26 protein-coding genes are annotated in these 26,120 nt (G+C 51.9%); 14 read left to right on the top strand and 12 right to left on the bottom strand.

Going from position 1 to position 26,120, the window contains the following annotated elements; genetic code table 11:
* Positions 1 to 22: 22 nt before the first annotated feature.
* From ACMHXI_RS12585 to fadB, 3 genes are all read right to left on the bottom strand, one after another.
* Entirely contained in the window at positions 23 to 1,150 is a 1,128-nt protein-coding gene (locus ACMHXI_RS12585) for a diguanylate cyclase domain-containing protein (protein ID WP_025011831.1), read from the bottom strand.
* 197 nt (positions 1,151 to 1,347) lie between these two features.
* Positions 1,348 to 2,511 (bottom strand): acetyl-CoA C-acyltransferase FadA, encoded by a 1,164-nt coding sequence (gene fadA, locus ACMHXI_RS12580; RefSeq protein WP_044735608.1) that lies wholly within the window; start codon positions 2,509 to 2,511, stop codon positions 1,348 to 1,350.
* A gap of 21 nt (positions 2,512 to 2,532) precedes the next feature.
* Positions 2,533 to 4,683, bottom strand: a complete 2,151-nt coding sequence (gene fadB, locus ACMHXI_RS12575; protein ID WP_208184306.1) for a fatty acid oxidation complex subunit alpha FadB — start codon at positions 4,681 to 4,683, stop codon at positions 2,533 to 2,535.
* Between the two features lie 236 nt (positions 4,684 to 4,919).
* On the opposite strand from fadB, the gene pepQ reads away from it, so the two are divergent.
* From pepQ to hemG (ACMHXI_RS12555), 4 genes are all read left to right on the top strand, one after another.
* Complete coding sequence (gene pepQ, locus ACMHXI_RS12570) at positions 4,920 to 6,242, top strand: Xaa-Pro dipeptidase (protein ID WP_208184312.1); 1,323 nt, start codon at positions 4,920 to 4,922, stop codon at positions 6,240 to 6,242.
* Positions 6,235 to 6,849, top strand: a complete 615-nt coding sequence (locus tag ACMHXI_RS12565) for a YigZ family protein (protein ID WP_107006263.1) — start codon at positions 6,235 to 6,237, stop codon at positions 6,847 to 6,849. The genes pepQ and ACMHXI_RS12565 overlap by 8 nt, the downstream gene beginning before the upstream one ends.
* Positions 6,850 to 6,913: 64 nt before the next feature.
* Positions 6,914 to 8,371, top strand: coding sequence for a TrkH family potassium uptake protein (locus ACMHXI_RS12560; protein WP_025011829.1), 1,458 nt, complete (start codon positions 6,914 to 6,916; stop codon positions 8,369 to 8,371).
* Entirely contained in the window at positions 8,371 to 8,898 is a 528-nt protein-coding gene (gene hemG / locus ACMHXI_RS12555; RefSeq protein WP_208184307.1) for a menaquinone-dependent protoporphyrinogen IX dehydrogenase, read from the top strand. Before ACMHXI_RS12560 ends, hemG (ACMHXI_RS12555) begins: the two co-directional genes overlap by 1 nt.
* Before the next feature lie 281 nt (positions 8,899 to 9,179).
* Here hemG (ACMHXI_RS12555) and ACMHXI_RS12550 read toward each other — a convergent pair whose 3' ends face one another.
* Entirely contained in the window at positions 9,180 to 9,485 is a 306-nt protein-coding gene (locus ACMHXI_RS12550) for an ArsR/SmtB family transcription factor (RefSeq protein WP_025011827.1), read from the bottom strand.
* A 228-nt stretch (positions 9,486 to 9,713) separates the two neighbouring features.
* On the opposite strand from ACMHXI_RS12550, the gene hemG (ACMHXI_RS12545) reads away from it, so the two are divergent.
* Positions 9,714 to 10,253, top strand: coding sequence for a menaquinone-dependent protoporphyrinogen IX dehydrogenase (gene hemG, locus ACMHXI_RS12545; protein WP_054745270.1), 540 nt, complete (start codon positions 9,714 to 9,716; stop codon positions 10,251 to 10,253).
* A 148-nt stretch (positions 10,254 to 10,401) separates the two neighbouring features.
* Positions 10,402 to 10,935 (top strand): spermidine N1-acetyltransferase, encoded by a 534-nt coding sequence (speG, locus tag ACMHXI_RS12540; RefSeq protein WP_025889793.1) that lies wholly within the window; start codon positions 10,402 to 10,404, stop codon positions 10,933 to 10,935.
* A gap of 6 nt (positions 10,936 to 10,941) precedes the next feature.
* Here the strand turns inward: speG and ACMHXI_RS12535 are convergent, their stop codons facing one another.
* The 5 genes from ACMHXI_RS12535 to def are packed head-to-tail and all read right to left on the bottom strand — an operon-like array spanning position 10,942 to position 16,599.
* Positions 10,942 to 12,384 (bottom strand): TrkH family potassium uptake protein, encoded by a 1,443-nt coding sequence (locus ACMHXI_RS12535; protein WP_101058710.1) that lies wholly within the window; start codon positions 12,382 to 12,384, stop codon positions 10,942 to 10,944.
* A gap of 10 nt (positions 12,385 to 12,394) precedes the next feature.
* Entirely contained in the window at positions 12,395 to 13,804 is a 1,410-nt protein-coding gene (trkA, locus tag ACMHXI_RS12530; RefSeq protein WP_025011823.1) for a Trk system potassium transporter TrkA, read from the bottom strand.
* A 9-nt stretch (positions 13,805 to 13,813) separates the two neighbouring features.
* Positions 13,814 to 15,112 (bottom strand): 16S rRNA (cytosine(967)-C(5))-methyltransferase RsmB, encoded by a 1,299-nt coding sequence (gene rsmB, locus ACMHXI_RS12525; protein ID WP_107353449.1) that lies wholly within the window; start codon positions 15,110 to 15,112, stop codon positions 13,814 to 13,816.
* Positions 15,109 to 16,062 carry a methionyl-tRNA formyltransferase gene (fmt, locus tag ACMHXI_RS12520; protein ID WP_107353448.1) on the bottom strand — a complete coding sequence of 318 codons (954 nt, stop codon included), beginning with the start codon at positions 16,060 to 16,062 and terminating at the stop codon, positions 15,109 to 15,111. The genes rsmB and fmt overlap by 4 nt, the downstream gene beginning before the upstream one ends.
* Before the next feature lie 27 nt (positions 16,063 to 16,089).
* Positions 16,090 to 16,599, bottom strand: a complete 510-nt coding sequence (def, locus tag ACMHXI_RS12515) for a peptide deformylase (protein ID WP_025011820.1) — start codon at positions 16,597 to 16,599, stop codon at positions 16,090 to 16,092.
* A 126-nt stretch (positions 16,600 to 16,725) separates the two neighbouring features.
* Between def and ACMHXI_RS12510 the strand changes: the two genes are divergently transcribed.
* The 3 genes from ACMHXI_RS12510 to ACMHXI_RS12500 all read left to right on the top strand — a co-directional run bounded on the left by ACMHXI_RS12510 (position 16,726) and on the right by ACMHXI_RS12500 (position 19,405).
* The gene (locus ACMHXI_RS12510) at positions 16,726 to 17,826 is read left to right on the top strand and encodes a LysM peptidoglycan-binding domain-containing protein (protein ID WP_025889800.1); all 1,101 of its coding nucleotides are present in this window, start codon (positions 16,726 to 16,728) and stop codon (positions 17,824 to 17,826) included.
* A gap of 83 nt (positions 17,827 to 17,909) precedes the next feature.
* Entirely contained in the window at positions 17,910 to 18,926 is a 1,017-nt protein-coding gene (dprA, locus tag ACMHXI_RS12505) for a DNA-processing protein DprA (RefSeq protein WP_025889801.1), read from the top strand.
* A 2-nt stretch (positions 18,927 to 18,928) separates the two neighbouring features.
* A complete protein-coding gene (locus ACMHXI_RS12500; protein ID WP_208184308.1) occupies positions 18,929 to 19,405 on the top strand; it encodes a DUF494 family protein in 477 nt (158 codons plus the stop codon).
* A gap of 205 nt (positions 19,406 to 19,610) precedes the next feature.
* Here ACMHXI_RS12500 and ACMHXI_RS12495 read toward each other — a convergent pair whose 3' ends face one another.
* Entirely contained in the window at positions 19,611 to 21,368 is a 1,758-nt protein-coding gene (locus ACMHXI_RS12495; RefSeq protein ID WP_208184309.1) for a collagenase, read from the bottom strand.
* A gap of 162 nt (positions 21,369 to 21,530) precedes the next feature.
* Between ACMHXI_RS12495 and ACMHXI_RS12490 the strand changes: the two genes are divergently transcribed.
* From ACMHXI_RS12490 to hemF, 3 genes are all read left to right on the top strand, one after another.
* Complete coding sequence (locus tag ACMHXI_RS12490) at positions 21,531 to 22,094, top strand: type I DNA topoisomerase (protein WP_025889805.1); 564 nt, start codon at positions 21,531 to 21,533, stop codon at positions 22,092 to 22,094.
* A gap of 82 nt (positions 22,095 to 22,176) precedes the next feature.
* Positions 22,177 to 22,740: an L-threonylcarbamoyladenylate synthase gene (locus ACMHXI_RS12485; RefSeq protein WP_107006259.1), complete on the top strand. Its 564-nt coding sequence runs from the start codon at positions 22,177 to 22,179 to the stop codon at positions 22,738 to 22,740.
* 25 nt (positions 22,741 to 22,765) lie between these two features.
* Positions 22,766 to 23,680 (top strand): oxygen-dependent coproporphyrinogen oxidase, encoded by a 915-nt coding sequence (gene hemF / locus ACMHXI_RS12480; protein ID WP_107006258.1) that lies wholly within the window; start codon positions 22,766 to 22,768, stop codon positions 23,678 to 23,680.
* A gap of 33 nt (positions 23,681 to 23,713) precedes the next feature.
* Here hemF and ACMHXI_RS12475 read toward each other — a convergent pair whose 3' ends face one another.
* Positions 23,714 to 24,145 carry a group II truncated hemoglobin gene (locus tag ACMHXI_RS12475; protein ID WP_025011814.1) on the bottom strand — a complete coding sequence of 144 codons (432 nt, stop codon included), beginning with the start codon at positions 24,143 to 24,145 and terminating at the stop codon, positions 23,714 to 23,716.
* A gap of 125 nt (positions 24,146 to 24,270) precedes the next feature.
* Here ACMHXI_RS12475 and aroE point away from each other — a divergent pair, with 125 nt between their 5' ends.
* Together aroE and ACMHXI_RS12465 are read left to right on the top strand one after the other, a co-directional pair.
* A complete protein-coding gene (aroE, locus tag ACMHXI_RS12470) occupies positions 24,271 to 25,092 on the top strand; it encodes a shikimate dehydrogenase (protein ID WP_208184310.1) in 822 nt (273 codons plus the stop codon).
* Positions 25,089 to 25,352 (top strand): DUF1488 domain-containing protein, encoded by a 264-nt coding sequence (locus ACMHXI_RS12465; protein WP_208184311.1) that lies wholly within the window; start codon positions 25,089 to 25,091, stop codon positions 25,350 to 25,352. Before aroE ends, ACMHXI_RS12465 begins: the two co-directional genes overlap by 4 nt.
* On the opposite strand, the gene ACMHXI_RS12460 is transcribed toward ACMHXI_RS12465, so the two are convergent.
* Positions 25,349 to 25,900: a gamma carbonic anhydrase family protein gene (locus tag ACMHXI_RS12460; protein ID WP_025011812.1), complete on the bottom strand. Its 552-nt coding sequence runs from the start codon at positions 25,898 to 25,900 to the stop codon at positions 25,349 to 25,351. The two genes, ACMHXI_RS12465 and ACMHXI_RS12460, sit on opposite strands and share 4 nt — an antisense overlap.
* Between the last annotated feature and the right edge of the window lie 220 nt (positions 25,901 to 26,120).

Genomic DNA, 26,120 nt, shown 5'->3' with positions numbered 1-26,120 from the left:
CACGTGGAACATAGTTCTGTGCTTAATCCAACTCTGAGCTCTTAACTGTATCTTCGGTCTCCGGATCTCCGCCGGTTTCTGCTGTCGTATTCTGCTTGCGGGAACGCTTATAGGCATACATGCGCTCGTCGGCCAGATGGATTAATGCCATGGGCTCCATATATTCATAGGGACCGGTTTCGGCAATACCGACACTAAGAGAAACCTCTTTGAGTGATTGTTGTAGATACTGCCTGAGTCGGTCGATAAATACTTCTCTGGCCTGATCTTCGCGGCAGTTGGGCAGTATGATACAGAACTCATCTCCGCCATAACGGAAGCAGCAGTCCTCCAATCTGGCTGTATTTTTTATCGCATTGGCGACGGTGCAGAGAACTTCATCCCCTAGTCTATGGCCTTGGGTGTCATTGAAGTTTTTGAAGTCATCTATATCCATATAGATGGCGGAGACCGGCTCGGCTCTCCTTTGTGCCGCTCGGAGGATTCTGGTGGCTATTTCCTGCAGATGGCGCACGTTCAGTAGCCCAGTTAGGGGATCGGTTCGCGAAAGCTCCTCCAACTGTTGTGTTCTCTGCTTTACCTTGGTCTCCATGCTGAGAGCGTATTGCTCCGCCTTGTACTTAGCATTCTCTATTTCGGAAACCAGGCTGCGAATGTAGGTATCGAATACCAGGGTCACATCAAACAACATTAACTTGTCCAGGGCGACTCTCGCTTCCTGAAACTCTTGCTCCTTAGTCATGGATGTAGCCAATACTTCGTAGAGCAGCGACTTTAGAGTATGAACCGCCGACAAGTAGAGTTTGGGCTCCACACCGATACGTTTATGTACCAAACCAATACGCAGACGGTTGTTAACATACTCAAGGTCATAAACACCACTAAATAAATCAATAACATACCTTCTTTGTGCCGTACGCAACCGAGCGAGAGTGTCTGAGTCGCCAATTAGAAGGGCTATTTCGGAAACACTGGTCTGTAATTGATAAAAACTGTCTACGACCCTGTCTATGTTGTGTTCGATAATGGGTTTGCAGGAAAGCAGAGCCTTGATGTCCTGACTGCCGAGATTAAAAAGGGATTTGCGGAAGTCAATTTCCAGCTCAGTGATCCGCATCTGCTCGAACAGTGTCTGTTCAGTCTGGAGCATGATGTTCTCTTCACCGTTATTAGTTACTGAAAGTAAAGATGAAGAATGGACTAAGAGCAAACTATCACGAGGGGAATCTTGAGTATTTGACGGCAATAAAAAACCGCCGCTTGGCTTTAACTGACCAGGCAGCGGTTTTCGTTTGAGTTCGCTTGAAAGGGGCTGCTTTATACGCCCTCAGCCTTGGCGATATTTACTCAGACACGCTCAAACACAGTGGCAATACCTTGGCCGAGACCAATACACATGGTTGCCAGACCCAAAGTCGCGTCTTTACTCTCCATCAGATTGATCAAAGTGGTAGAGATTCGGGCTCCCGAGCAACCCAGAGGGTGACCCAAAGCGATGGCTCCACCATTGAGGTTAACCTTCTCATCGACCAACTCCATAAGACCTAGGTCTTTCACACAAGGCAGAGATTGCGCGGCAAAGGCTTCATTCAGCTCAACCAGATCGATATCCGCTATGCTGAGGCCTGCGCGAGTCAACGCCTTTTGTGTGGCTGGAACCGGGCCATAGCCCATGATTGATGGGTCACAACCGGCAACCGCCATCGACTTGATACGAGCTCGGATAGGCAGTCCCAGCGCCTTGGCTTTCTCTTCTTCCATCACCAGCATGGCAGATGCGCCATCGGACAGGGCCGATGAGGTACCAGCGGTAACAGTGCCGTTGGCCGGGTCAAACACGGGACGCAGGCCCGCCAGTGATTCCATACTGGTTTCAGGGCGGATCACTTCGTCATAATCGATTTTGATCAAGGCCCCATTGGCATCATGGCCTTCGATAGCCTGGATCTCTCTGGCAAAACGGCCTTCAACTGTGGCTGCATGCGCACGTTTGTGCGAGCGCACGGCAAACTCATCCTGCATTTCACGGCTGATACCGTGCATGCGACCGAGCATTTCCGCCGTCAGTCCCATCATACCGGCTGCCTTGGCAACCCGGGTTGCCAGGCCAGGGTGGAAGTCGACCCCATGACTCATGGGAACATGACCCATATGTTCAACACCACCAATGATGAAGGTGTCACCCATGCCAGTCATGATGGCCCTGGCTGCCTGGTGAATGGCTTCCATGGAGGAGCCGCAGAGACGGTTTACGGTAACAGCACCAACCTGCTTGGGGATACCCGCGAGCAGAGAGGCATTACGGGCGATATTGAAACCTTGCTCTAGAGTCTGCTGCACACAGCCCCAGATAACGTCTTCTATGGTGCCGGGATCCAACTGGGGATTACGTACCAGCAGGGCTTTCATCAACTCGGCAGAGAGTGTCTCTGCACGAACATTTCTAAATACACCGGCCTTGGAACGGCCCATGGGTGTACGAATGCAATCTACGATAACTGCTTGTTTCATGGTTAAAATCCTTTCCGCAAATTAGGCCTGATAGTAAGAACCGTTGTTGGCTGCCAGTTCACGCATGCCATCGGTCACCTGGTAGAGTCCCCCCAAGTGGGCGTATTTGTCAGCCAGGGCGACAAAGTTGGCAACGCCCATGGTATCCAGATAACGGAACACACCGCCTCTGAATGGTGGGAAGCCAAGACCATATACCAGACCCATGTCGGCTTCGGCCGGGGTGGCTACTATGCCTTCTTCCAGGCAGCGTACGGTTTCAATAATCATGGGGATCATGGTGCGGGCGATGATTTCATCGCTGCTGAACTCTTTGAGTTCACCGAATTCGGTCTGCAGTAATTCGTAGCTGACAGGATCCTTGTCTTTCTTCGGCTTACCACGCTTATCCACAGAATACTGGTAGAAACCTTTACCGTTCTTCTGCCCCAGGCGCTCATGGCCAAACATGATATCTATGGCGTCTTTACCTGTTTTGCCCATACGGTCCGGGAAGCCTTCGGCCATGACGGCCTGGGCGTGATGGCCGGTATCCAAACCGACTACATCCAGCAGATAAGCCGGGCCCATAGGCCAACCAAACTGTTTCTCCATCACCTTGTCGACGGCGATAAAGTCTGCACCATCGGCCAGCAGGCCGTTAAAACCGGCGAAATAGGGGAAGAGTACCCGGTTAACGAAGAAGCCGGGGCAGTCGTTGACCACTATCGGCGTCTTACCCATCTTGCTGGCATAGGCCACTACAGAGGAGATGGTTTCTTCCGAGCTATGTTCGCCACGGATCACTTCCACCAGTGGCATCTTGTGCACGGGGTTGAAGAAGTGCATACCGCAGAAGCGGGAAGGGTCTTTCAGACTCTTGGCAAGCAGGTTAATCGAGATGGTTGAGGTGTTGGACGCTATGATGGCATCGGCAGCCAGCTGCTGCTCTACTTCGGCCAGCACAGTCGCCTTAACCTTGGGATGTTCTACTACCGCTTCTACTACTATGTTGGCGTCTTTGACGGCGCTGTAGTCGAGCGATGGGGTGATGTTGTTGAGCACTTTGGCCATCTTGGCCGGGGTGGAGCGACCACGCTCTACCTGGGCCGTCAGTAGCTTGGCTGCTTCGTTAAGGCCGAGATCCAGCGCCTTCTGCGCTATGTCCTTCATAACAATCGGCGTACCCTTGCTGGCACTTTGGTAGGCGATACCGCCGCCCATAATGCCTGCGCCCAATACTGCAGCTTGTTCAATGTTTTTGGCTTGTTTGGCGGCCTTCTTGGCTTTGCCTTTGACCAGTTGGTCATTGAGGAAGATGCCGATCAGCGCCTTGGCCACATCAGTTTTGGCCAGTTGAATAAAGGCTTGATGCTCTACCAATAAGGCTTCTTCGCGCCCCAGACCGGCTGCCTTTTCCACAACGTTAACCGCCGCCATTGGTGCCGGATAGTGCTTGCCGGCAACGGAAAACACCATGCCCTTGGCTGTGGTGAACGACATCATGGCTTCCAGCTTGGGCAGTGTCAGTGGCGACTGTTTACGTTGACGGCGGCTCTGCCAGTCAAGTTTGCCAGCCAGCGCGTCCTGTAGCATCTGTAGTGCTGCGGCCTGGAGCTGCTCTGGAGCCACTACTGCGTCTACAGCGCCTACTTTGAGAGCGGCTTCCGGGCGTTGGTCTTTGCCTGTAGTGATCCACTCCAGTGCATTGTCTGCACCTATCACTCTGGGTAGGCGCACTGTGCCACCGAATCCCGGGATGATCCCCAGCTTGGTTTCCGGCAGGCCGATTCGGGCACTGGTGTCGGCAATGCGGAAGTCTGTGGCCAAAATGGTTTCGCAACCACCGCCCAGGGCAAAACCATTGATAGCAGAAGCAGTTGGGAAAGGCATGTCTTCCAGCTTGTTGAATATCGCATTGGCTTGCTGCAACCATGACACGAGTACTTCATCTTCCTGGGCGAACAACCCAAGGAACTCAGTAATGTCGGCACCGACAATAAAGGCATCTTTGGCCGATGTCAGCAGCAGTGCCTTAACGCTGGATTCTGCTTTGATGGCGTCCAGTGCCTCATCCAGAGAGGTCAGGGTGGCGCGGTCGAATTTGTTTACCGATCCTTCGGCATTGAAGCAAAGGCGGGCGATATTATTCTCGAGTAACTCAACCTGAATCATCGAATTTTGGTAGATCATTGCTTGCATCCTTATTGCTTAGGAGTAGGGCAGCTCAGGCCATCATTTGACCAGTTGTTGCTCAGTGTGCTTCGAAAAAAGGAAAAATACAACACCCAATTTAAACGATCGTTTAATTGCTTACCGGTTAGCTGCAAATTTCAGCTTTGTGATACACTGCACACTGGCTTTTGTTGTAACTGTGAACAGCTTCCAATAGCAAGGGGAACCTTGATTTCAGATAACAGGAACGGCTTATTATGCAACTGGCTCAGCATTATCAATCACATATAAACACTCTTAATCAAAGGGTTGCCGAGATTTGTGCCCGTGAGGGACTGTCTGGATTGGCAATTCATTCGGGTCAACCACACAGGCAGTTTCTGGACGATATCGATTACCCCTTCAAGGTGAATCCCCATTTCAAGGCCTGGGTGCCTTTACTGGAAACACCTCACTGTTGGCTGCTGGTCAATGGTCGTGACAAGCCTGTACTGATCTTCTACCGTCCCGAAGACTTCTGGCATAAGGTGACAGATCTGCCGCAAAGTTTTTGGTGTGACAGTTTTGATATCCGTATTTTGACCAAGGCCGATAAGGTGGCGGACCTCCTGCCTGTGGCCGAAGGTCGCTGGGCCTATGTAGGTGAACACCTGGAAGTGGCTTCTGTGCTCGGGTTTAACAACTGTAATCCCGAAGCCGTAATGAGTTACATGCACTTTTATCGTGCCTGTAAGACCGATTACGAGTTGGAATGTATGCGTCAGGCTAACCGCATTGCGGTCAAGGGCCATCGCGCGGCCAAGAACGCCTTCTACAGTGGTGCCAGTGAGTTTGAAATCCAGCAGCAATATCTAAGTGCCATAGCACAAGGGGAGAATCAGGTTCCTTATGGCAACATCATAGCCCTCAACCAAAATGCTGCCATTTTGCATTACACTGCGTTGGAGCATGAAAGCCCACAGCAGAGGTTGTCTTTTCTGATCGATGCAGGTGCTTCTTTCCACGGCTATGCCGCCGATATCAGCCGTACCTATGCTTTTGAAAAAAATCGGTTCCACGATCTTATCCAGGCGATGAATCAACTGCAGCTTCAACTGATTGAGCACTTGCGACCCGGCAAACGTTATACCGAGCTGCATCTGCTGGCTCATCAACAGCTGGCGACTCTGTTACTTGAAGCCGGCCTGGCCAAAGGCTCACAAGAGACGCTGCTGGAGCAGGGCATTACCCGGGCGTTTTTCCCTCACGGGCTGGGGCATATGTTGGGATTGCAGGTGCATGATGTAGGTGGTTTCTTCAATGACGAACGCGGCACTCATGTGGCCCCTCCGGAAGAGCACCCGTTTCTGCGCTGCACCAGGACTATGGCGCCCGGGCATGTAGTAACCATAGAACCCGGGCTCTACTTCATCGACAGCCTGTTGGCGCCACTCAAACAAGATGGCCGCAAGGCGTTAGTGGATTGGGACATGGTCGCCAGTTTGCGCCCGTTTGGTGGGATCCGCATCGAAGACAATGTCATAATTCACGCCCATGGCAACGAAAATATGACTCGAGAGTCTGGTCTCATTGATTGAAAGTTATCCCATTGCGGCCGAGGAGTTGGAATATGAAGAGGAGATAAAGCACAGCCGCTTTCTCTCTCTGGTATTTCCCTGTCATTCGCCGGAAGAGTTTAAACAGCAACTACAACAGATAAAGCAGCGTTATCCCGGTGCCAGTCATTATTGCCAGGCATTTATTTGTGGTGCGCCCATGGGGCAGTCGGCCATGGGTTCGAGTGATGATGGCGAGCCGGGTGGTAGTGCCGGTCGCCCCATGTTGGCGGTATTGCAGGGGGCTGGCATAGGCGAGATTGGCGCGGTTGTCGTGCGTTACTATGGCGGCACCAAGTTGGGCGTGGGTGGGCTGGTTCGTGCCTACAGTAGTGGGCTCAAGCAGATGTTGCCCAAGCTGGCGACCAAGACCAAAATGCTCAGGGAAAAAGGCTATCTGGTTTGCCGTTACGACCAATTGGCCGATGTCGAACATCTGCTGCAGAGGCTTGATGTGTTGATAGAGGAGCGGGAGTTTTCAGAGCAGATTCGGCTGACACTGGCCGTGCCCTTATCTGTTACCGGAAGCATCAATAAAGAGCTGGCTCCCATGAGCCAAGGCCAGTTAAAGATAGATTTTTCACAGTGAACACTCTGATAACTTGTGCGACAATGCTGGGTTTTATTGGCCAATGGACTGATTGAAAAACGGCATGCATTACCGAACAATTACCCGTATTACCGGGTTACTGATAGGGCTCTTCTCCATCACTATGCTGCCTCCGGCATTGGTGGCCCTTATCTATGAAGACGGCGGTGGTACAGCCTTTATCAAGGCCTTCTTTATCAGTCTATTTATCGGTTTCTGGCTCTGGTATCCCAATCGCCACCATAAGGCAGAACTCAAGACCCGAGAGGGTTTTTTGATTGTTGTGCTGTTCTGGACCGTACTTGGTGCCATAGGTACCTTGCCCTTTTTGCTATCGAAACAGCCGGACTTGTCGCTGGCCGACAGTATTTTTGAATCTTTTTCGGCACTGACAACCACAGGGGCCACTGTGATTGTCGGCCTGGATAACCTGCCAAAGGCGATACTCTTTTATCGTCACTTGCTGCAATGGCTTGGTGGCATGGGAATCATTGTGCTGGCGGTGGCTATTCTGCCGGTGTTGGGGATCGGGGGGATGCAGCTTTACCGGGCTGAGATCCCCGGGCCCGTAAAAGATTCCAAGATGACCCCCAGGATTGCTGAAACTGCCAAGACGCTCTGGTATATCTATCTGATGTTGACCCTGGCCTGTGCCGGTGCTTACTGGCTCGCCGGTATGAGTGCCTTCGATGCGATCAGCCACTCATTTTCTACTATCGCCATTGGCGGCTTCTCCACCCATGATGCCAGCATGGGCTACTTTCAAAGCCCGACCATCAATTTAATTTGTGTGGTATTTCTACTGATTGCGGCCGTGAACTTCAGCCTGCACTTTGCGGCGTTTTCCCGCCGGGGGATCAACTTCAAGGTTTACTTTCGTGATGCCGAATTCAAGGCGCTTATCGGTATTCAGTTACTGCTGACCGCTATCTGTTTCGCCACCTTGTATCACTCGGGTATCTACGACTCACCGGAACAAACTCTGGATCATGCGCTGTTTCAGGCGGTATCCATTTCCACCACAGCCGGTTTTGGTACCGAGAGCTTCCATGTTTGGCCGCTGTTTCTGCCTATTTTGTTGATGTTTTCCAGCTTTATTGGCGGCAGCGGTGGTTCTACTGCCGGCGGGATCAAGGTTATCCGCGTGGTGCTACTGTTACTGCAGGGCTCGCGCGAGCTTAAGCGTCTAATTCATCCCAGGGCCATGTTCTCCATTCGTATCGGTTCCAAGGCGTTGCCGGATAGGGTGATAGACGCTGTTTGGGGCTTCTTCTCCGCCTATGCTCTGGTGTTTGTCATCTGTATGCTGGTTCTGATGGCCATGGGGATGGATGCTATTACGGCCTTCAGCGCCACTGCAGCTTGCCTCAACAACCTGGGGCCAGGCCTTGGCGAAGTTGCCAGCAACTACGCCAGCATAGGTGACGGAGCCAAATACGTGCTTGTGGTTGCCATGTTGTTTGGGCGCTTGGAAATCTTTACCTTATTGGTGTTGTTTACCCCGACTTTCTGGAAGAACTGATGAGCAAGACTCTGATTATTTACTCGACCGTTGATGGCCAGACCAAGACAATATGCCAGATCATGGCCGATGAATTGAGCCAAGCGGGTGAGATAGTCTCTATGGTATCGCTGGCTGAGGTGGAAACCGATACGTTACCGACATTCGATAAAATCTTGGTGGGTGCCAGCATACGTTATGGTAAGCACAGGCCTGAGCTGTATCGTTTCGTCAATAACCATCATGCGCTGCTGAACGCCAAGAAGAACGCCTTCTTTACCGTGAATGTTGTGGCCCGCAAGCCGGAAAAGAATACACCGGAAACCAACCCTTATATGCAGAAGTTCTTGCAGTTATCCCTGTGGCAGCCACAGTTGCAAGGCGTGTTTGCCGGCAAGATAGCCTATCCCAACTACGGTTTATTTGACCGTAGCATGATTCGGCTGATTATGTGGATAACCAAGGGGCCAACAGATACCAGCGGTACTTATGAATTCACCGATTGGCAGCGGGTGAAGACATTTGCTGCCGAGTTTGCCGAGCTTTAATAAGGAAGGTGCGAATAAGTCCTCGTGGCCCTCTCTTTTGTAGAGAGTGGCTTGCACAGCAATTGGCGTTCAAGGCATCTGACTGAAGGCATGCCGGGGCCTGTCGAGGTTGGATAACGCAGAAAGCCGGTTGCTGTGCAAGCCCCTAAGGGCGTGGCTTACAAGCCTGCCTGCTGTGTTGTGCTTCTTGCAAAGGACTAGGGCCATTTGCTGCGAACCACGCCTTGCATCCAGGCCCGTAAGCCGACGCAGAGCACACATGGGACTTATTCGCACCTTCCCTAAGCGCAGTACTTGCGGTGCAGAATAGAGATGACCTCAGTGACCTGCTGGTTCTTGAGCGAGTAGTAAACAACCTGCGAACTCTTGCGGGTCGCCACCAGATCTTCGGCACGCAGTACCGCCAGATGTTGTGACAGAGCGGACTGGCTCAGAGGCACGGTTTCATTCAGCTGAGTGACGCTCAGCTCTTGATCCAGCAGAAGGCAGAGGATCATCAGGCGGTAAGGGTTGGCGATGGCCTTGAGCCATTTGGCAGCGTTTTCCGCATTGGAAAGCATGGCTGCGACATCAATATCTTTTTGCATCAGCTTGGAACCTCTTCGCCTTTTGATTAGGTTATTCTAATTGAATGGGGAGATGAGCACAATCATCAGTCTTTTATCTGGATCGCAATTCTAGCCTGAAAAATACCGATACAGCGCAATTTGCGGCAATATTCTCACGGGTTGAAGCCGATTATGTGATCTTTCAACTTGTTCAATCCGGGCGATAAGCCACACAATTTAAGTTACAGACACTCAATAGGCGAACTTATGAAATCCATTCTTGTGCTCTACTTCTCCCGTGGTGGCCACACTGCCAAGATCAGTCGCTGTATTGCCGAAAGGCTACAGCAGTTGGGCCATGAGTGTGACAGCATGGATTTGGCTGCGGCTGAGGCGGAAAACATCGACTGGCAAAAATATGATGTCGTGGTCCTCGGTGCTTGTGTGCTTTATGGTACCTACGACAAGAGCGTGTTCGCTTTTTGCAGCAAACACCAACAGGTGCTGGCAGAGAAAGGACTCAGTTTCTTTTCCGTCAATGTGGTGGCTCGCAAGCCGGAGAAACGGATCCCGGAAAACAACAAGTATCTGCAGAAGTTTATTGCCCTGTCGGATTGGAAGCCCAAGGATGTGAAGATTATCGCCGGTAAGGTGGATTACCCCTCTTGGGGCTGGCTGGACAGCTTTATGATCCGGCTGATCATGAAGATGACGGGGGGGCCAACCGATCCCAAGACGGTTATCGACTACACGGACTGGGAAGACGTAAAGCACTATGCCGAGTACCTGAGTGACTTGGCTTCCTGATAGAGGCAATGTTTTCAAAGCGCAGTCCTGGTACTGCGCTTTTTTGTATGTGTGGAAAAGGGCTGCAAGGTAAACTAACTTTCACTATCTGTGTGCCTGTTGTCCGCTTAATATGGCTGGCTTTATTGGCACGACTTTAGGAGGTGTCATGAATGACGGTGAGATTCGCCTACGGGCGCTGGAAAGAACAGACCTGAGATTTATTCATCAGCTGAATAACAACCGCATCATTATGGCTTACTGGTTTGAAGAGCCCTATGAATCGTTCGATGAGCTTGAAGAGCTCTACAACAAGCATATCCACGACAAGACAGAGCGGCGCTTTATCGCAGAAAATGCTCAGCAGCAGACCATAGGTCTGGTTGAGCTGGTGGAGATCAATGACATTCATCGCAATGCCGAGTTTCAGATAATCATAGCGCCTGAGTTTCAGGGGCGAGGCTACGCCAGGGCCATGGTTAACAAGGCGCTAAACTATGCCTTTACCATACTGAACCTATACAAGGTTTATCTGCATGTGGCCTTGGAGAATGACAAGGCGTTACAACTCTATCAGAAGTGCGGCTTTAAAGAGGAAGGCCATCTGGTGCAGGAGATCTTTATCAACGGCCAATACTCGGATGTCAAACGCATGTATGTCCTGCAGGCCGATTATCTACAGCTGAATAAAATTCACCCATAGATAATATCAGTATTTCCAGAAGCTGGGATGGAACAAGACGGCGACAGTCAGGATCTCCAAGCGGCCCAGTAACATGCCTATCGACAGTGCCCATTTGGCCAAGTCCGGCAGGCTGGAAAAGTTGCCTGCTGGGCCGATAACAGGGCCAAGCCCTGGGCCGACGTTGGTCACTGCCGTGACTGCGCCGGACAGGCTGGTGACAGGGTCAAGACCACAAAGCACCAACACCAGCGTCAGCATCACGATAACCAACATAAACAGCAGTGCGAAGGTCACCAAGGAGCGCACAATCTCTTCATTGATAGGTCGGTTGTTGTAGCGCTCGCGGAAAATGCCGTTGGGATGAAACTGCTGCTTCAACTGTTCGCGCATGATGGCGCCGGCGATCTGGAAGCGGAATATCTTGATTCCGCCGGAGGTTGAACCTGAACAGCTGCCGACAAACATCAGGAACAGAAAAGCGATATTTGCCAGCGCCCCCCAACTGCCATAGTCGGTCAGGCCATAGCCTGTGGTAGTGACCACGGAAACCACGTTGAAACTCGAGAGCCGCAGGGCGTCAATAAAGGCTATTTCACGCGAACTGTAGAGCCAATAAGCCAGAGAGAAAGACACCAGCAGCAGAAAAAGAATAAAGCCTTTCACTTGGGCATCATTCCAGACCTTGATACTACGTTGCTGCAGACTCTGAACAAACATCAGCAGCGGCAGGCCACCGGCCGCCATAAATACCACCCCGACCCAGTGCGCCGCCTTGGGAAAGGCTGCCATGGAACTGTCCGAAGTCGAGTAGCCCCCAGTGGAGAGCGTGGTCATGGCATGGTTGAGCGCTTGAAACCAGTTCATCCCCGCCAGGTGATAAGCCAAACCGCAGCATACTGTCAGCCCCAGATACACCAGAAACAGGTATTTGGCCAGGCTCTGGGTGCGGGGGATGGCCTTCTCGGACCAATCTGAGGATTCTGTTCTGAACAGCCGCATCCCCCCTACGTTGAGAAACGGCAGAATGGCCACCGCCATCACAATAAAGCCTATGCCACCGAGCCACTGCAACAGCGAACGCCAGACAAGAATGCTGTGATCCATGCCGTCCAGCCCGGATAGTACAGTGGAGCCTGTGGTGGTGATCCCCGACATGGTTTCAAAGAAGGCATCGGTATAGCCAATACCGTGATACAGGGTAAAGGGCATGGCGGCGAACAAGCTGACAATAAACCAGGTGAGACTGGTCAGCAGGAACATGTCGCGGATATTCAGATTAAGCTGCTGCCCTTGGCCCCTGTGCATACAGATACTGGAGACAGTACCTGTGACCAGCGCCGATGCCATGAAGGCTGCCACTGTTTCTTCGCCGTAAAACAGGGCGAAGAAGAGTGGAATAAACATAAAGGCCGTCAGCATGGACAAAAACAGGCCTAGGATGAATAGTAGCGGGCGAAAATTCAGCATGGCCAGAGCCTTAGAAGAAGAAAGCGCTCGGCTGGAACAGTTTTTCCACTTCGCCGATAAACTTCTTGTTCACCAGGAAGAGAATGACATGGTCTCCCTGTTCGATAACTGTCTTATCGTGGGCCATCAAGACTTCATCATCGCGGACTATGGCGCCTATGGTGGTACCCGGTGGTAGCTTGATTTCGCCTATCTGTTTGCCGACGACTTTGCTGGTGCTGGAATCACCGTGGGCAATGGCTTCAATCGCCTCGGCAGCGCCTCGGCGCAGTGAATATACGTTGCAGATATCTCCCTGGCGGATATGGGTCAGCAAGGCCGAGATGGTGGCTTGCTGCGGCGAAATGGCGATATCGATATTGGCTTCCTGAACAATATCGACATAGGCTTCACGCTGAATAAGCACCATCACTTTCTTGGCACCCATACGTTTGGCCAACAGTGCCGACATGATATTGGCCTCGTCGTCGTTGGTGACGGCGATAAACACATCGGTTTGATCTATGTGCTCTTCCATCAGGAGTTCCTGATCGGAAGCATCACCGCAGAATACCGTAGTATTTTCCAGCTTTTCCGACAGCGCCTCGGCTCTGTCCTGACGATGTTCTATCAACTTGACCGAGTGATTACGCTGTAGCTTCTTGGCCAGTCCCAAACCTATGTTACCGCCACCGGCGATCATGATATTGCGGTAACTGTTATCCAGCTTCTGCATCTCACTCATTACTGCCCGCACATGGCGACTGTCGGCGACAAAGAACACTTCATCATCGGCTTCTATGATAGTGGTTCCCCTAGGCATAATCGGTCGTCCCTGACGGAAAATCGCCGCTACCCGGGTATCAATATTCGGCATGTGTTCGCGCAGCGCGGCCAGCGCGTTACCCACCAAGGGGCCGCCATAATAGGCACGAACAGCCACCAGGCTCAGCTTTCCTTCGGCGAACTCCAGAACCTGTAAAGCCCCTGGGTAATCTACCAGGCGTTGTATGTAAGCGGTTACTAACTGTTCGGGGGCAATCAGCTCATCTATGATGAAACCACCCCGTGTCCGAGGCTCATTACTCTTGGTTTCACTGTCGATAAACAGCTTATCCTGCATCCCCAAGTACTGCTCTGAGCGAATACGGGCTATCTTGGTTGGTGTGCCAAACAGGGTATAGGCAATTTGACAGGCGGCCATGTTGCATTCGTCGCTGTTGGTTACAGCGATCAGCATATCGGCATCTTCGGCGCCGGCTTCTTTCAAGACGCCGGGGTGGGCTCCGTGACCGACAACCACCCGCAAGTCATATTTGTCTTGCAGTGCCCTAAGGCGGTTTCTGTCACTGTCGACTATGGTGATATCGTTGTTTTCACCCACCAGGTTTTCTGCAAGGGTGCCACCGACCTGACCTGCGCCCAAGATGATTATTTTCATGGCCTCGTCTTATCCCTGAAGTTTCGACTTAACGATTCGCGCGTAATAAAACCCGTCCATATTGTCCTGTCCGGGCAAGATTTGCCAGCCTATCGCATCTGGCTGGTCTGCCTGAGTGATAGCTTCCAACCGGGCATCCGGCGTACGCTCCAGGAAGGCGACAACTTGATCGCGGTTTTCCTGTGGCAGGATAGAGCAGGTGGCGTATAACAGTACACCGCCTGGCTTCAACCACTGCCAGCAGTGATCCAATATCTGTTGCTGCACCTTGGCCAACTCCTCAATATCCTGCGGCTTACGCAGCCACATGATATCCGGATGGCGCCGAATAACGCCGGTAGCCGAGCAGGGAGCATCCAGTAATATGCGATCAAACTTGCCACCCTGCCACCATGAAGCAATATTTGCGGCATCGCCGTGCACCAACTTGGCATTCAGTTGCAACCTTTGCAGGTTCTCGGCAACTCTCTGCAGCCGTTTGTTGTCGTTGTCGACCGCCACCAGTTCTATGTCCGGACACAGCTCCAGCAGATGGCAACTCTTGCCTCCCGGAGCGGCGCAGGCATCGAGAATGGTTTCGCCCGCTTGAGGTGCCAGCAGGGCGGCGGCCCATTGAGCAGCACCATCCTGCACAGACACTGAGCCCTCGCCAAAGCCGGGCAGAGTGGTGACATCGCAGGCTTGCTCGAGCAATATACTGTCTTCCCCCTGACCTGGAGTGGCGACAATTTCGGCTTCTGCCAAGTGTTGCAGATATTGCTCACGGCTTTGGGATAAACGGTTGTTGCGCAGCCACAGTGGCGGCCGCTGGTGACTCTGCTGCACCACTTGTTGCCAGTTTTCCGGATAGGCTGAAGTGAGCGCCTTGAGGATCCAGTTGGGCGTATTGTGTTCCAGCACAGGGTTATCTGTGGCCAGTGGGCTATTGTCTCGCTGGATATTGCGTAAAACGCCGTTGACTACCTTGACCAGGTTTTCAAACTTCAGCTGACGACAGGCTTCGGCAGTTTCCGAAATGGCTGCATGGGCCGGTATCCGGGTAAAATACAATTGGTAACAACCCACAAGAAGCAGTTGGTGGACGATACGCTGTTTCCCTTTGAATTGTTTACTGAGGCAGTCGCTGACTCTCTTGTCCAGTTGTGGCAGGGTGCGCATTACGCCATAGCAAAGCTCGGCCAAAAGCGCCTTGTCTTTGCCGCTGTGAAGCTGCTGCTGTTGTTCGGGCAGGGCAACCGAGAGGGACATGCCCCGTTCCAGTACCTGAAAGATGGCCTTGGCGGCAAGGGCTCTGAGATTCTGCCTCATGATGCTTGAGCCAAATTCTTACCGGGCTGGAACCATTCGCCCCTGGCGTTGAGAATATCGGCGATATCCAGCGGTTTTTTCCCTGGCAGTTGCGCCTTTTTCAACACTAATAAGCCATCGGCAGTGGCAATGGCTAACCCTCGCTTGTCGGCGCGCACCACTGTGCCCGGCTCAAACTGCTCGGCTGACTCTTCCACTTCGGCCTGCCAGACCTTGATATTTTGCCCTTGGCATTCAAAGTAGCTCACCGGCCATGGGTTAAAGGCGCGGATCTCCTGCCACAGATTGCGGGCAGCCTTATGCCAGTCGATACGGGCTTCCTCTTTACTGAGTTTTTCGGCGTAGTTGGCCAGTGATTCATCCTGTGGCTCGGCGGTGAGTTTGCCTTCGGACAGACCTTGCAGAGCTTGGATCAGTGCCACCGGTCCCTGTTGGGCCAGTTTTTCATACAGGGTTGCTGAAGTGTCGTCATCGGCTATCGGCAGCGAGGTCTTGAGCAGCATGTCTCCGGTATCCAAACCGACATCCATCTGCATTATGGTGACCCCGGTTTCTTTGTCCCCGGCCCACAATGCCCTTTGGATAGGCGCCGCACCGCGCCAGCGCGGCAGAATAGAGCCGTGAACATTGATGCATCCCAGGCGGGGAGCCTGCAACACTGCCAATGGCAGGATCAGGCCATAGGCGACCACCACCATGATATCGGCTCCCAGAGCTGCCAGCTCCTGCTGGGCTTCTTCGTGGCGCAGCGACTTGGGTTGATAGACGGGAATATCGTGTTCCAACGCCAGTGCCTTGACCGGGCTGGGGGTTAACTTGTGGCCTCGTCCTGCTGGCTTGTCCACTCGGGTATAGACGGCAATGACTTGATGCTCTGAGTCCAGCAGCGCCTGCAGGTGGCGCGCTGCAAAGTCCGGAGTACCGGCAAAAATGATCTTCAGTGGTTTCAAAATAGATCCTAATTATTCGGGATTAATTCAGGCTTTAGCTTCCTGACGTGCCGCTTTTTCCAGCTTTTGTCTGATCCGCTGACGTTTCAGTGGTGACAGATAATCAACGAAAAGCTTGCCCTTTAGATGATCCATCTCGTGCTGAATACAGATGGCAAATAAACCGTCTGCTTCAATAGTAAATTCATTGCCATCACGGTCGAGCGCCGTCACGGTAATAAATTCGGCTCTATCCACCTTGGCATAAATACCGGGTACAGACAGACAACCCTCTTCATTACAGAAGTCGCCACTTGCGCTGATAATTTGGGGGTTGATAAAGACTTTTGGACGTTCGACATCGTCCTGCAAGTCCATCACAATCAATTGCTTATGAAAATCGACTTGAGTTGCAGCCAGACCAATACCCTTTTCTTCGTACATGGTCTCGAACATATTATCGATTTGCGTCTGCAGTGCAGAATCAAATTCTGTCACGGGCTGGGCAATCGTGCGTAATCTCTCGTCTGGGAATCGTAATACTTTTAACAGGGCCATAGATAAACTCTTAACAAGTCTGTCAAATCCGTGCCAGTTGGTTATACTGACTTGTGCTATTGCGTTAATTTTAATCCTTAGCGGCTATCAATAACAGCAAAAGCTCTCACTAATGAGCCAGACAACATGGAAGCCCCCATGAAACGGTTAATTTTACTCGCGTTACTGACATTTAATTGCGCCTTCGTTGCAGCAGATACCCTGACATTAAAACCCGGTCATCCTGATACTTATGTGGTCAAGAAAGGCGATACCCTTTGGGATATATCAGCATTGTTTCTCAAAGACCCATGGCGTTGGCCCAAACTCTGGGGCGCCAATCCCCAGATAGCCAATCCACACCTTATTTATCCCGGCGATCGATTAACACTGGTGTTTATCGACGGAGAACCCCGGCTGGTCAATAAACCTCATGTTCGCAAGAGCCCGGCCGGAAGGGTTCAACCCAAAGGCGGTGCCATTCCCGCGGTCGATTTGGCCTTGATTCAACCCTACCTGGTGCAAAACCGGGTGGTCGACCCCGAGTGGTTCAAGGAACAACCTATGGTGCTGGGGGGAGAAAGAGATTCCCGTCACCATGTGATGGACGACATCATCTATATCCAGGCCAATCTGCCACAAGGCGATAAAGTCGGGATGTATCAGCCCGGGCGCGAATTTACCAATAAGGAAACCGGTGAGTTGCTGGGTCAGGAAGTGATCCTCAGTGCCAGCGGCCGAGTGGTGGAGTCGGGTGAGGTTTCCAAGGTGAAGCTGCTCAACAATTTCCGCGAAACCAAAGCCGGTTTCAGAGTGTTGGCGATAGAAGATGACTCCTTGTTGTCTGCCTACTTTATTCCCAAGGCCAGCGATACCGAGGGCGCCAAGGTGTTGGCATCTGAACGTAAAATTCGCGCCATGGGGAAACTGGATGTGTTTTATCTGGATCGGGGCAGCCGTGAAGGCGTAGAGCCTGGCGATGTGTTCTCTATCTACAAGGACGGTGCCGAAGTGGTGATCAACGGCGATGGTATCCCCGTGCCGCCGACCGAACGCTCTGCTTACGACAACCTGATGGCCAAGATGGGCTCAGACAATGCCGTTAAACTGCCCGACCTCTATCGCGGTCAGGTAATGGTGTTCAAGGTATTCGACAAGACAGCTCTCGGGCTCATCATGGTGAACGAGAGCCCTGTCAGGGTTGATGACCTTTTGGTCAAGCCTGACATATTACTGAAAGGTGAATGACGCATAATAGTCTGGTTGATTGGCTGGTTGTCGCTGCGGTATCTGGACTGGGACCCCTCCGGATAAGGCAATTACTCTTGCACATGGATGTGGCTGAGTTGAGACAGAGGCTGGAACATGAACCCCAGTCTTTGCCAATAAACCAGACACAGCTCCAACGCTTGGAGTTGGCTCCTGAAAAAGTTGACCAAGCCTTGCAATGGCAGCAGGGTGCAGAGGGCAGATATCTAATCTGCCCCGATGATCCCTTTTACCCGCCATTGTTGAAACATATCCCAGATTTTCCTCCGATTTTGTTCGTCAAAGGACAGGTTGAAACCCTGCTGCAACCCGCGCTGGCCATGGTCGGCAGCCGCGATGCCAGCCGCGCCGGTTTGTCGCTCGCCTGGCAGTGGGGCGCCGAACTGGATGCCTTGAACATCAGCGTATGCAGTGGTATGGCTGCCGGCATAGATGGCGCTGCTCACCGGGGAGCCTTATCGTCAACCGGCAAGACTATCGCAGTACTGGGAACCGGAATTGACGAAATTTACCCTCGAAGGCATAGAGCCCTTTATGATGATATTCAAGTACATGGCGCTGTTATCAGTGAACTTTGGCCTTCTGTCGGTGTATTTTCCGGGAATTTCCCCAAACGAAACCGTATAATCAGCGGCCTTGCAATGGGAACCTTGGTGGTAGAAGCTCGTCGGCGCAGTGGTTCACTGATCAGCGCTCGTTTGGCGGCAGAACAAGGCAGAGAAGTCTTTGCGGTTCCGGGTTCCGTTATGGGCGATGAACACCAGGGATGCCACGATTTAATTCGCAATGGGGCAAAACTTGTGGAGTCTGTGGCCGATATAGTGGAAGAGTTGGCGCCTTTATGTAGCTGCCACCTTGAAGACTTGCACAAGAGTCACCATATAAAACCAAGTGATAACTCTGAGTTGCCATTTAAAACGCTGTTAGCTAGTGTAGATTATGAGACCACACCTTTGGATGTTGTGGTTGAGCATAGTGGAATAACGTTGGATCTGGTGTTGGAACAATTGCTTGAACTTGAGTTGCAAGGTTGGGTTGCCGCAGTACCCGGTGGTTACGTTAGACTTAAGAGGAAATAGCCATGTTTGATATCCTCATGTATCTGTTTGAAAACTATGTTCATAGTGAAGTTGAAATGCTGGTCGACGAAGATGAGTTGACCAAAGAACTCACCCGTGCCGGTTTCCATCAGTCCGAAATCATCAAGGCGCTTTCCTGGCTTGAGCGGTTGGCCGAACTGCAAGAGAGTGATACTCCTTACCTTAGAGGGCATACTCAACATTCCTTCCGCATCTACACCAAAGATGAAATGGACAAACTGGACGTCGAGTGCCGTGGTTTCCTGTTGTTCCTGGAGCAGATTCGGGTGCTGAATGTGCAAACCCGGGAGATGGTTATTGATAGGGTGATGGAATTGGACGAGCCAGCCATGGTGTTGGAAGACCTCAAGTGGGTGATTCTGATGGTATTGTTCAATGCTCCCGGTAATGAGTCTGCCTATGAGCAGATGGAAGATCTTATCTTCGAGCAACCCGAAGAAGGTCGATTACACTCCTGATTTGTTTTAGCTATGCCGCAGCAGCTTAATTTCCGGATTTAGCTGCCCGGTTTGGCTTTCATTAAGCGACCCTTTTTATTTCTACCATTCCGCAACTAAGCCGGTTTTTGTTCATATTCTTATGTTTTGGCAATACAGGCGCCAGACTTGCCGGCACCTTCCCAAACACTTTCTTATCTGAATCAAGCATCCGATTACGACATTGTCAGTAGTGTTGATGACGGCCGCTGCTGCTCAAGTGTGCCGGCTGCAGGTAGTCACGATAGCTGTACCTATTGAGCTTGCGTATTGATGGGGTAGTATCCGCGTCATTGTTTTTGGCTGTTTGGGCCAGTTGTTGCAGCCATTGCTGGAAAGCAGGCTCCTTTGATGTTAAGGCCGTCAATTCCTGCTCATAACCGGCAAAATAATCCATTTTCAAGGCTTGGCTCAGGCGAACGAGCGCCTGAGGTTCTTGCTCAGCCAGGAAGCGGATAGCCAAGTAGCTCCAGCGGTAAGTACGATCTTGGCCGTCCTGGTACTCGGTGGCAAAAATACTCGCCAAGTCCAAAGCCTTTTTCTGTTCCAGGGCTTCAGTGGCCAAATCAATAGCCTTGGGGTTGGTTTCTCCCTTGGAGATATATTCCGCCAAGCCTTCGGCCCACCACACCATTTTGCCTGGAAAATGGCCAAAGCCACCATATTTGACGAAACGTCCGTCCAGATAGTGGACGTACTCATGGTTCAGGTTCCAAATGGCGAACTCGGGAGCGATCCAGAATTGGCGAAAGGCAAAGAAGCTGGCTTGGTTGCCCGGTTGCTGTGGTGTACCTTCTATATACATGCCGCCGTTGTCTGTACCTATATCAAACAGCAACTGCCCATAGGCGTTGTACTGGCTCCAGTTTTTGAAAGCTACGACTTGCAGCGCCTGGTTGTGATCGTTGGTTGTAGGTTGTTGCTCTGTTTTGAGCAAAGAGTGGAAATGGCTTTCCTGGGACGTTAGTCGCTGGCAGCTCTCGGCAAATTCAGCGGTGCTGAGATCCTGGGCGACGATAAATAGAGACTCTGAACATTTATGTCTTTGCGGTAGTACAGAGAGTAAGTCCGGTATGCGGCAAAGCTGAGTCTTCTCTTGGCAACTCAGTTGACCACCAAAGTGGTTTACATGGTATCCCAAGGTGTAGCTGTCTTTACCGGCATCACCTCTGGTGGCAATATCTTTGAGTGCCAGGACTTCGAGCTGTTTATCCAGAGCCAGTTGTTCTGGAGTCGGGGCATCGTCAGCTTGTTTGCCTTTGCTGGGGGTCAGTGCCAGGCGATACATGGCCAGGGCCCAATATGCGTTTTCCCGCTCCCATGGTGATCTGTCGCCAGCTACAAAACCCAAAAGATCTGCGTCGAGGCGCTGTTGCAACAGCAGCTTGTTCAACTGGCCATCGAGCCGCTGTCGGCTCTGATTAAGTAGAAATCCATAGGCTCGAATTGTCTCCCATAATGCATAGTCTCTGGCGTCACTGGCAGTTTGTTTACCCAATCGAGACAGCTGGCGGGCGAGCCTCGGCAGTAGTGGTGCAAGTTTTCCGGCTTGCTGGTCGCTGGTGAAATAGAGATAGAGGGTTACGGCAAACTGCTCATCCATAGAAAAGTTTGCCTGTTGCGGCAACCTTGCCAACGCGTCGGCTATGGCCTGAAAATCTGTATCGGTCAATTTATCGAAGGGACCGAAATAACTGTATCCCCTCAAATAAAACAGCCCTTGCTGCCACTGTGTCATATCCGTTGTGTTTTGTAGTGACGCGAGCACATGCTGCAATTGCACTGGGTTATAGAGGGCATCCGAGTGTTGCAGTAATTGTTCATGGGAAGCTGTCGCTATGGCGGGGGACAGATTCGTGGTCTGTGTGTGGCCAGCGCAGGCGCTGATCATTAGCGTCATCAGTATGGAAGCGAGAGATTTTCCTGGAGTTGTGAGCAGAGGCATAGAGAGGGTCCTTTTTGTTATTTTGGATACAATATATCTTCATCCGTGCTGAGATCCCAGCCCCATTTGCCTTTGCTGTTTGATGACTCCAGTTGCAGGCTCCCTTTATCCGTGTGGCGCTGGTAAAATGTTCGCCTAACTCTTTTAATAGCGAGATGTGTCATGGCCAAGATAGACCAGCAGTTGTTCAATGCTCGGGCGCACGCGCTCGAAAAAGAATATGAACTTTGTCCCAAGTGCGGCAGTGAGCTCTCCGTACGCCACAGTAAGCATGGTGGCTTCATTGGCTGTAATAATTATCCAGCGTGCGATTACACCCGGCCTTTGGTGCAGCACGAATCCATCGACTCTCAGCCTATTCCCGGCTCCGAGTGTCCCCAGTGCGGCCACGAGTTAGCGGTCAAGTCGGGGCGCTTTGGTATTTTTATTGGTTGTACCCAGTATCCACAATGCACTCATATCGAGCGACACGATCAGCAGGAAGAGGCTGAAAAAGTGCCTTGTCCTCAGTGTAATAGCGGAGTGCTTGAGCATAGGACCAGCAAGTTCGGCAAGAGCTTTTATGCTTGCAGCAACTACCCCAAGTGCAAGTTTCTGGTGAATTTTCCTCCTCGGGCAGAGGCTTGTCCTGAATGCGGTTTCGGTATTCTGGTAGAACGTAAGGGCGCTGCAGGCGACAGACTGGAATGTCCCCGTAAGGAATGTAAGTACAAGCGAACTCTGTGATCCGGCTCAATATGTGACTATAATCACCTCCGCTGTCGCCGAGGGCGCCCAGCCGTCTTTGTCTCTATAAAAGGTACACTCAATGCTGCACTTGCTCGCCGCCGGGAGTAAGCAACTGCTTCTGGATGGAGGGGTCATAGCGTATCCCACCGAAGCTGTTTATGGTTTGGGATGCGATCCCGATAATGAAGCCGCCGTTTCCCGAATTCTCGACATCAAACAGCGCCCCTGGCACAAGGGGCTTATCATGGTCGCCAGTGACTATCGGCAGTTGCAACCCTATCTGGACGAGTCTCAACTGAGTGATGAGCAACTGCAGCAGGCTTTTGCCAAATGGCCCGGACCTTTTACCTTTGTCATGCCGGTGCGTCAGGGAATGAGCCAACTGCTTTGTGGCCATTTTGACTCTATAGCCGTCAGGGTGTCGGCCCATCCGGTTGTCAGGGAATTGTGTGATACCTTGGGTAAGCCGTTGGTATCCACCAGTGCCAATTTGGCGGGTGAGCCGCCGGCACTGACTGTGAATGATATTGAAACAACTTTTGCCGGGCAGATAGATGCCCTTATCGAAGGGGAGTTGGGGCAGCAGCGCCAGCCTTCCACCATCATAGATATTCGCAGCGGCCAGATCCTGCGTAATGGCTAATAATTCCAAGCAAGAAGGAGCGAGCATGACGGCACCTGATTCCCACCAGGTAAAAGCATTCTTGATGCAACTGCAACAACAGATTTGTGAAGGACTGGAACGACTGGATGGCAAAGCTGAGTTTGCTACCGATTCCTGGAAACGGGCCGAGGGCGGTGGCGGGATCAGTAAGGTACTTAACGGCGGTGGCGTGTTTGAACAGGCCGGGGTGAACTTCTCCCATGTAGAAGGCGCAGCCATGCCGGCCTCGGCTACGGCACACAGGCCTGAGCTGGCCGGACGAAGCTTTGAAGCTATGGGGGTTTCACTGGTTATCCACCCGCTTAATCCCTATATCCCAACCACCCATGCCAATGTGCGCTTCTTTATCGCCCGTAAAGAAGGTGCCGATCCCGTCTGGTGGTTTGGTGGTGGCTTCGACCTGACCCCCTATTACCCTTTCCTCGAGGATGTGCGCGAATGGCATCAGCAAGCCAAAGCGATTTGTGAGCCCTTCGGCGAAGCGGTTTATCCCGAGTACAAAAAATGGTGCGATGAGTATTTCTTCCTGCCACACAGAAACGAAACCCGAGGTGTCGGCGGCCTTTTCTTCGATGACCTCAATGAAGGTGGCTTTGAGCACTGCTTTGCTTTCATGCAAGCTGTCGGAAATGGCTTCTTACCTGCCTATGCCCCCATTGTTGAGCGGCGTAAGGATACCGAATATGGCGAGCGTGAGCGCGAGTTCCAACTGTATCGCCGAGGTCGCTATGTAGAGTTCAACCTGGTCTATGACAGAGGAACGCTGTTTGGGCTGCAAACCGGCGGCCGAACCGAGTCAATACTCATGTCGATGCCGCCCTTGGTTCGCTGGCAATATGCCTATGAACCTGAAGCCGGCTCTGCCGAAGCCAAGCTATACAGTGACTTTTTGCACCCCAGGGATTGGCTCACTGAATAGTTAGTGAGCGTAACCAATAAGCCTTTCTTTGGCTTATTGGTTACGCATATGGTCAGCTAACTGAGCGATAGCATTGAAAATCACCTTCCTGTGTTCAGGATCCTTCAGATTGGCCTCCAGCGAGGCCCTCATGCATAACAGCCACTGATCGCGCATTCTTTCATCAACGGCAAACGGCATGTGTCTGGCTCTCAGCGCCGGGTGGCCATATTTGGCTTGATACAGCTGAGGCCCTCCCAACCAACCGCTGAGAAATTCATATAGTTTCTGTTCCGATTGTGCCAGCGGAGCCTGATGTATGGACAGGAGTTCCTGAGTATCCGGCCGCGTTTGCATTTGCTGATAAAAGCTCTTGGCTATGGCGCGTATCGTCTCGTCGCCACCAATCAGATCATAGGCGTTGGACTGGGTGGGGTCCCGTTCGGCCTCGGGTTTGCGATTGATAATTTTCTTTAGCCAGTTCATTTTTGTGTTGAATCTTGTTGTCGATTTTGGTGTCAGTATACACTGAAAGCCCCATAGGTCGGCAGCCTTGCCTGGCCTTGGGCCGCTGAGTAGACTGATATCTCTTCCATTGCTCTGGAGCACAGATGACCGACCGCTATGCCGTCTTTGGCAATCCCATTCATCACAGTAAATCACCCGCTATCCATGCAGCCTTTGCCGCTCAGACTGGGCAAGCCCTAAGCTATCAAGCGATTCTGGCACCAATCGATGACTTCAGCGGCAGTGTCACGGCTTTTTTTGCTGCCGGGGGGAAGGGCGCCAATGTCACTGTGCCTTTCAAGGAACAAGCCTTTAAACTCTGTGATGAGTTGAGCCAGGAAGCCGAAACCGCCGCCGCGGTGAATACCCTGATTAAACTGGATGATGGCAGAATTCGGGGCGACAATACCGATGGCTACGGCTTGGTGGCCGATCTCAGTCGTTACCTGGCGCTGCAAGATAAAAAGGTCTTGCTGCTCGGCGCTGGTGGGGCTGCCAGGGGGGGGCTGCTTTCTCTGCTGGCGGCCGGTGTCGGCCATATTGATATCTACAACAGAACATACAGTAAGGCCGAAGTGTTGGCGGCTATTGCGCCACAGCAATTGCAGGCGTTGAGGCGAAATGAGCTCTATGAGGGTTATGATCTCATTATCAATTCCACCTCTGCCAGTTTGCATGGTGAGCTACCGGATATTCCCGTAACCGTGGTTGCCAATCATAGCTATTGCTACGACATGATGTATTCGGCACATACAACTGCGTTCAATCGCTGGGCTGCCGAGCAAGGGGCGGCAAAAACACTGGATGGCTTAGGAATGTTAGTGGGGCAGGCGGCTAGAAGTTTCTATTTATGGCGAGGTGTCATGCCCAAAGTTGAGCCTGTACTCGAGAGTTTGCGACAAGAATTAAAAGGAGAGGCCTCATGAATCAGGGGATCATCTTCAGCGACTTGTGTCAGTGGCAAGCCGAATCAAACAGGCTCATGTTTATGGCACAGCAGCAAGGGGTCAATATTCCTTGTTATGTTGGCTTACAACGTATGCAGCAACTAAGTGGCAAGGTTGTTCTTGAAGAGCAAGAGATCCTGAGCATGTTTGAACAGTGGCGCTTCGACTTCGAAGATGAAGCCGAGGCGCTGATTGAGCAGGAGTGCTTCAATGGAGCCGGTGAGATAGAGTTACCTTAGTCAGTACTACTTTGCTCGGCCAGGTACTCATCTTTAAGGCGGACATAGTTGTCTGCCGATTGTGGCAGAAATTGGCGTTCAGCCTCGGTCAAGGGGCGCGCCTGCTTGGCCGGGCTGCCTATATAGAGAAAGCCACTCTTTAGCACCTTGCCGGGAGGCACCAACGAACCTGCACCTAAAATCACATCGTCTTCGATGATGACGCCATCCAAAATAATGGCTCCCATGCCAACCAATACACGATTACCTACCTTGCAACCATGAAGCATGGCTTTGTGCCCTATGGTGACATCATCGCCGATGAGCAGCGGGTGTCCCTCTGGGTTGGCCGGCGACTTACGGGTAACATGCAGGACAGTGCCATCCTGAACACTGCTGCGTTTGCCTATGCGAATATGATTGACGTCACCCCGGGCAGCCACCATAGGCCAAACGCTGGCGTCCTGATCCAAAAAGATGTCACCTACCAGAACCGCAGCTTCATCAACATAGACGCCTTCGGCCAACTTTGGCTTGGTACCTTGGTAAGATCTGAGAGAATTGGCCATAAAAAGTCCTTATATGAATGGTTTTCGCCATTATAAAGATTAAAAAGTGGCAGGTCAGGACAAATTCTCGGCAAATAAGCCAAAAACAGCAGTTTTCTTATAAAAAGCCCTTGCACAAAAGTTCAGGCTCCCTATAATGCGCTCCCACTGACACGGCACAGCGGCAACGCGAAAGACGTGACAGGGTCGAAGAAAAACGGCTCTCGAGTCCTTTCAACGA

This window comes from Shewanella sp. BJSY2023SW005 (assembly GCF_047314585.1).
In the GTDB taxonomy this organism is placed as follows: domain Bacteria; phylum Pseudomonadota; class Gammaproteobacteria; order Enterobacterales; family Shewanellaceae; genus Shewanella; species Shewanella algae.
Note: the sequence above shows the minus strand (reverse complement) of the source record. Positions and strands in the feature narration are given on the sequence as shown.

Coding starts and splice junctions, on each gene's coding strand:
- hemG (WP_208184307.1), top strand. CDS start 8,371: ATGAGCAAGACTCTGATTATTTACTCGACCGTTGATGGCCAGACCAAG.
- rsmB (WP_107353449.1), bottom strand. CDS start 15,112: ATGAGGCAGAATCTCAGAGCCCTTGCCGCCAAGGCCATCTTTCAGGTA.
- hemG (WP_054745270.1), top strand. CDS start 9,714: ATGAAATCCATTCTTGTGCTCTACTTCTCCCGTGGTGGCCACACTGCC.
- ACMHXI_RS12560 (WP_025011829.1), top strand. CDS start 6,914: ATGCATTACCGAACAATTACCCGTATTACCGGGTTACTGATAGGGCTC.
- fadA (WP_044735608.1), bottom strand. CDS start 2,511: ATGAAACAAGCAGTTATCGTAGATTGCATTCGTACACCCATGGGCCGT.
- dprA (WP_025889801.1), top strand. CDS start 17,910: ATGGATGTGGCTGAGTTGAGACAGAGGCTGGAACATGAACCCCAGTCT.
- trkA (WP_025011823.1), bottom strand. CDS start 13,804: ATGAAAATAATCATCTTGGGCGCAGGTCAGGTCGGTGGCACCCTTGCA.
- ACMHXI_RS12460 (WP_025011812.1), bottom strand. CDS start 25,900: ATGGCCAATTCTCTCAGATCTTACCAAGGTACCAAGCCAAAGTTGGCC.
- speG (WP_025889793.1), top strand. CDS start 10,402: ATGAATGACGGTGAGATTCGCCTACGGGCGCTGGAAAGAACAGACCTG.
- fadB (WP_208184306.1), bottom strand. CDS start 4,683: ATGATCTACCAAAATTCGATGATTCAGGTTGAGTTACTCGAGAATAAT.
- hemF (WP_107006258.1), top strand. CDS start 22,766: ATGACGGCACCTGATTCCCACCAGGTAAAAGCATTCTTGATGCAACTG.
- ACMHXI_RS12465 (WP_208184311.1), top strand. CDS start 25,089: ATGAATCAGGGGATCATCTTCAGCGACTTGTGTCAGTGGCAAGCCGAA.
- ACMHXI_RS12510 (WP_025889800.1), top strand. CDS start 16,726: ATGGAAGCCCCCATGAAACGGTTAATTTTACTCGCGTTACTGACATTT.
- def (WP_025011820.1), bottom strand. CDS start 16,599: ATGGCCCTGTTAAAAGTATTACGATTCCCAGACGAGAGATTACGCACG.
- ACMHXI_RS12550 (WP_025011827.1), bottom strand. CDS start 9,485: ATGCAAAAAGATATTGATGTCGCAGCCATGCTTTCCAATGCGGAAAAC.
- ACMHXI_RS12500 (WP_208184308.1), top strand. CDS start 18,929: ATGTTTGATATCCTCATGTATCTGTTTGAAAACTATGTTCATAGTGAA.
- ACMHXI_RS12585 (WP_025011831.1), bottom strand. CDS start 1,150: ATGCTCCAGACTGAACAGACACTGTTCGAGCAGATGCGGATCACTGAG.
- ACMHXI_RS12490 (WP_025889805.1), top strand. CDS start 21,531: ATGGCCAAGATAGACCAGCAGTTGTTCAATGCTCGGGCGCACGCGCTC.
- ACMHXI_RS12535 (WP_101058710.1), bottom strand. CDS start 12,384: ATGCTGAATTTTCGCCCGCTACTATTCATCCTAGGCCTGTTTTTGTCC.
- aroE (WP_208184310.1), top strand. CDS start 24,271: ATGACCGACCGCTATGCCGTCTTTGGCAATCCCATTCATCACAGTAAA.
- ACMHXI_RS12485 (WP_107006259.1), top strand. CDS start 22,177: ATGCTGCACTTGCTCGCCGCCGGGAGTAAGCAACTGCTTCTGGATGGA.
- ACMHXI_RS12495 (WP_208184309.1), bottom strand. CDS start 21,368: ATGCCTCTGCTCACAACTCCAGGAAAATCTCTCGCTTCCATACTGATG.
- ACMHXI_RS12475 (WP_025011814.1), bottom strand. CDS start 24,145: ATGAACTGGCTAAAGAAAATTATCAATCGCAAACCCGAGGCCGAACGG.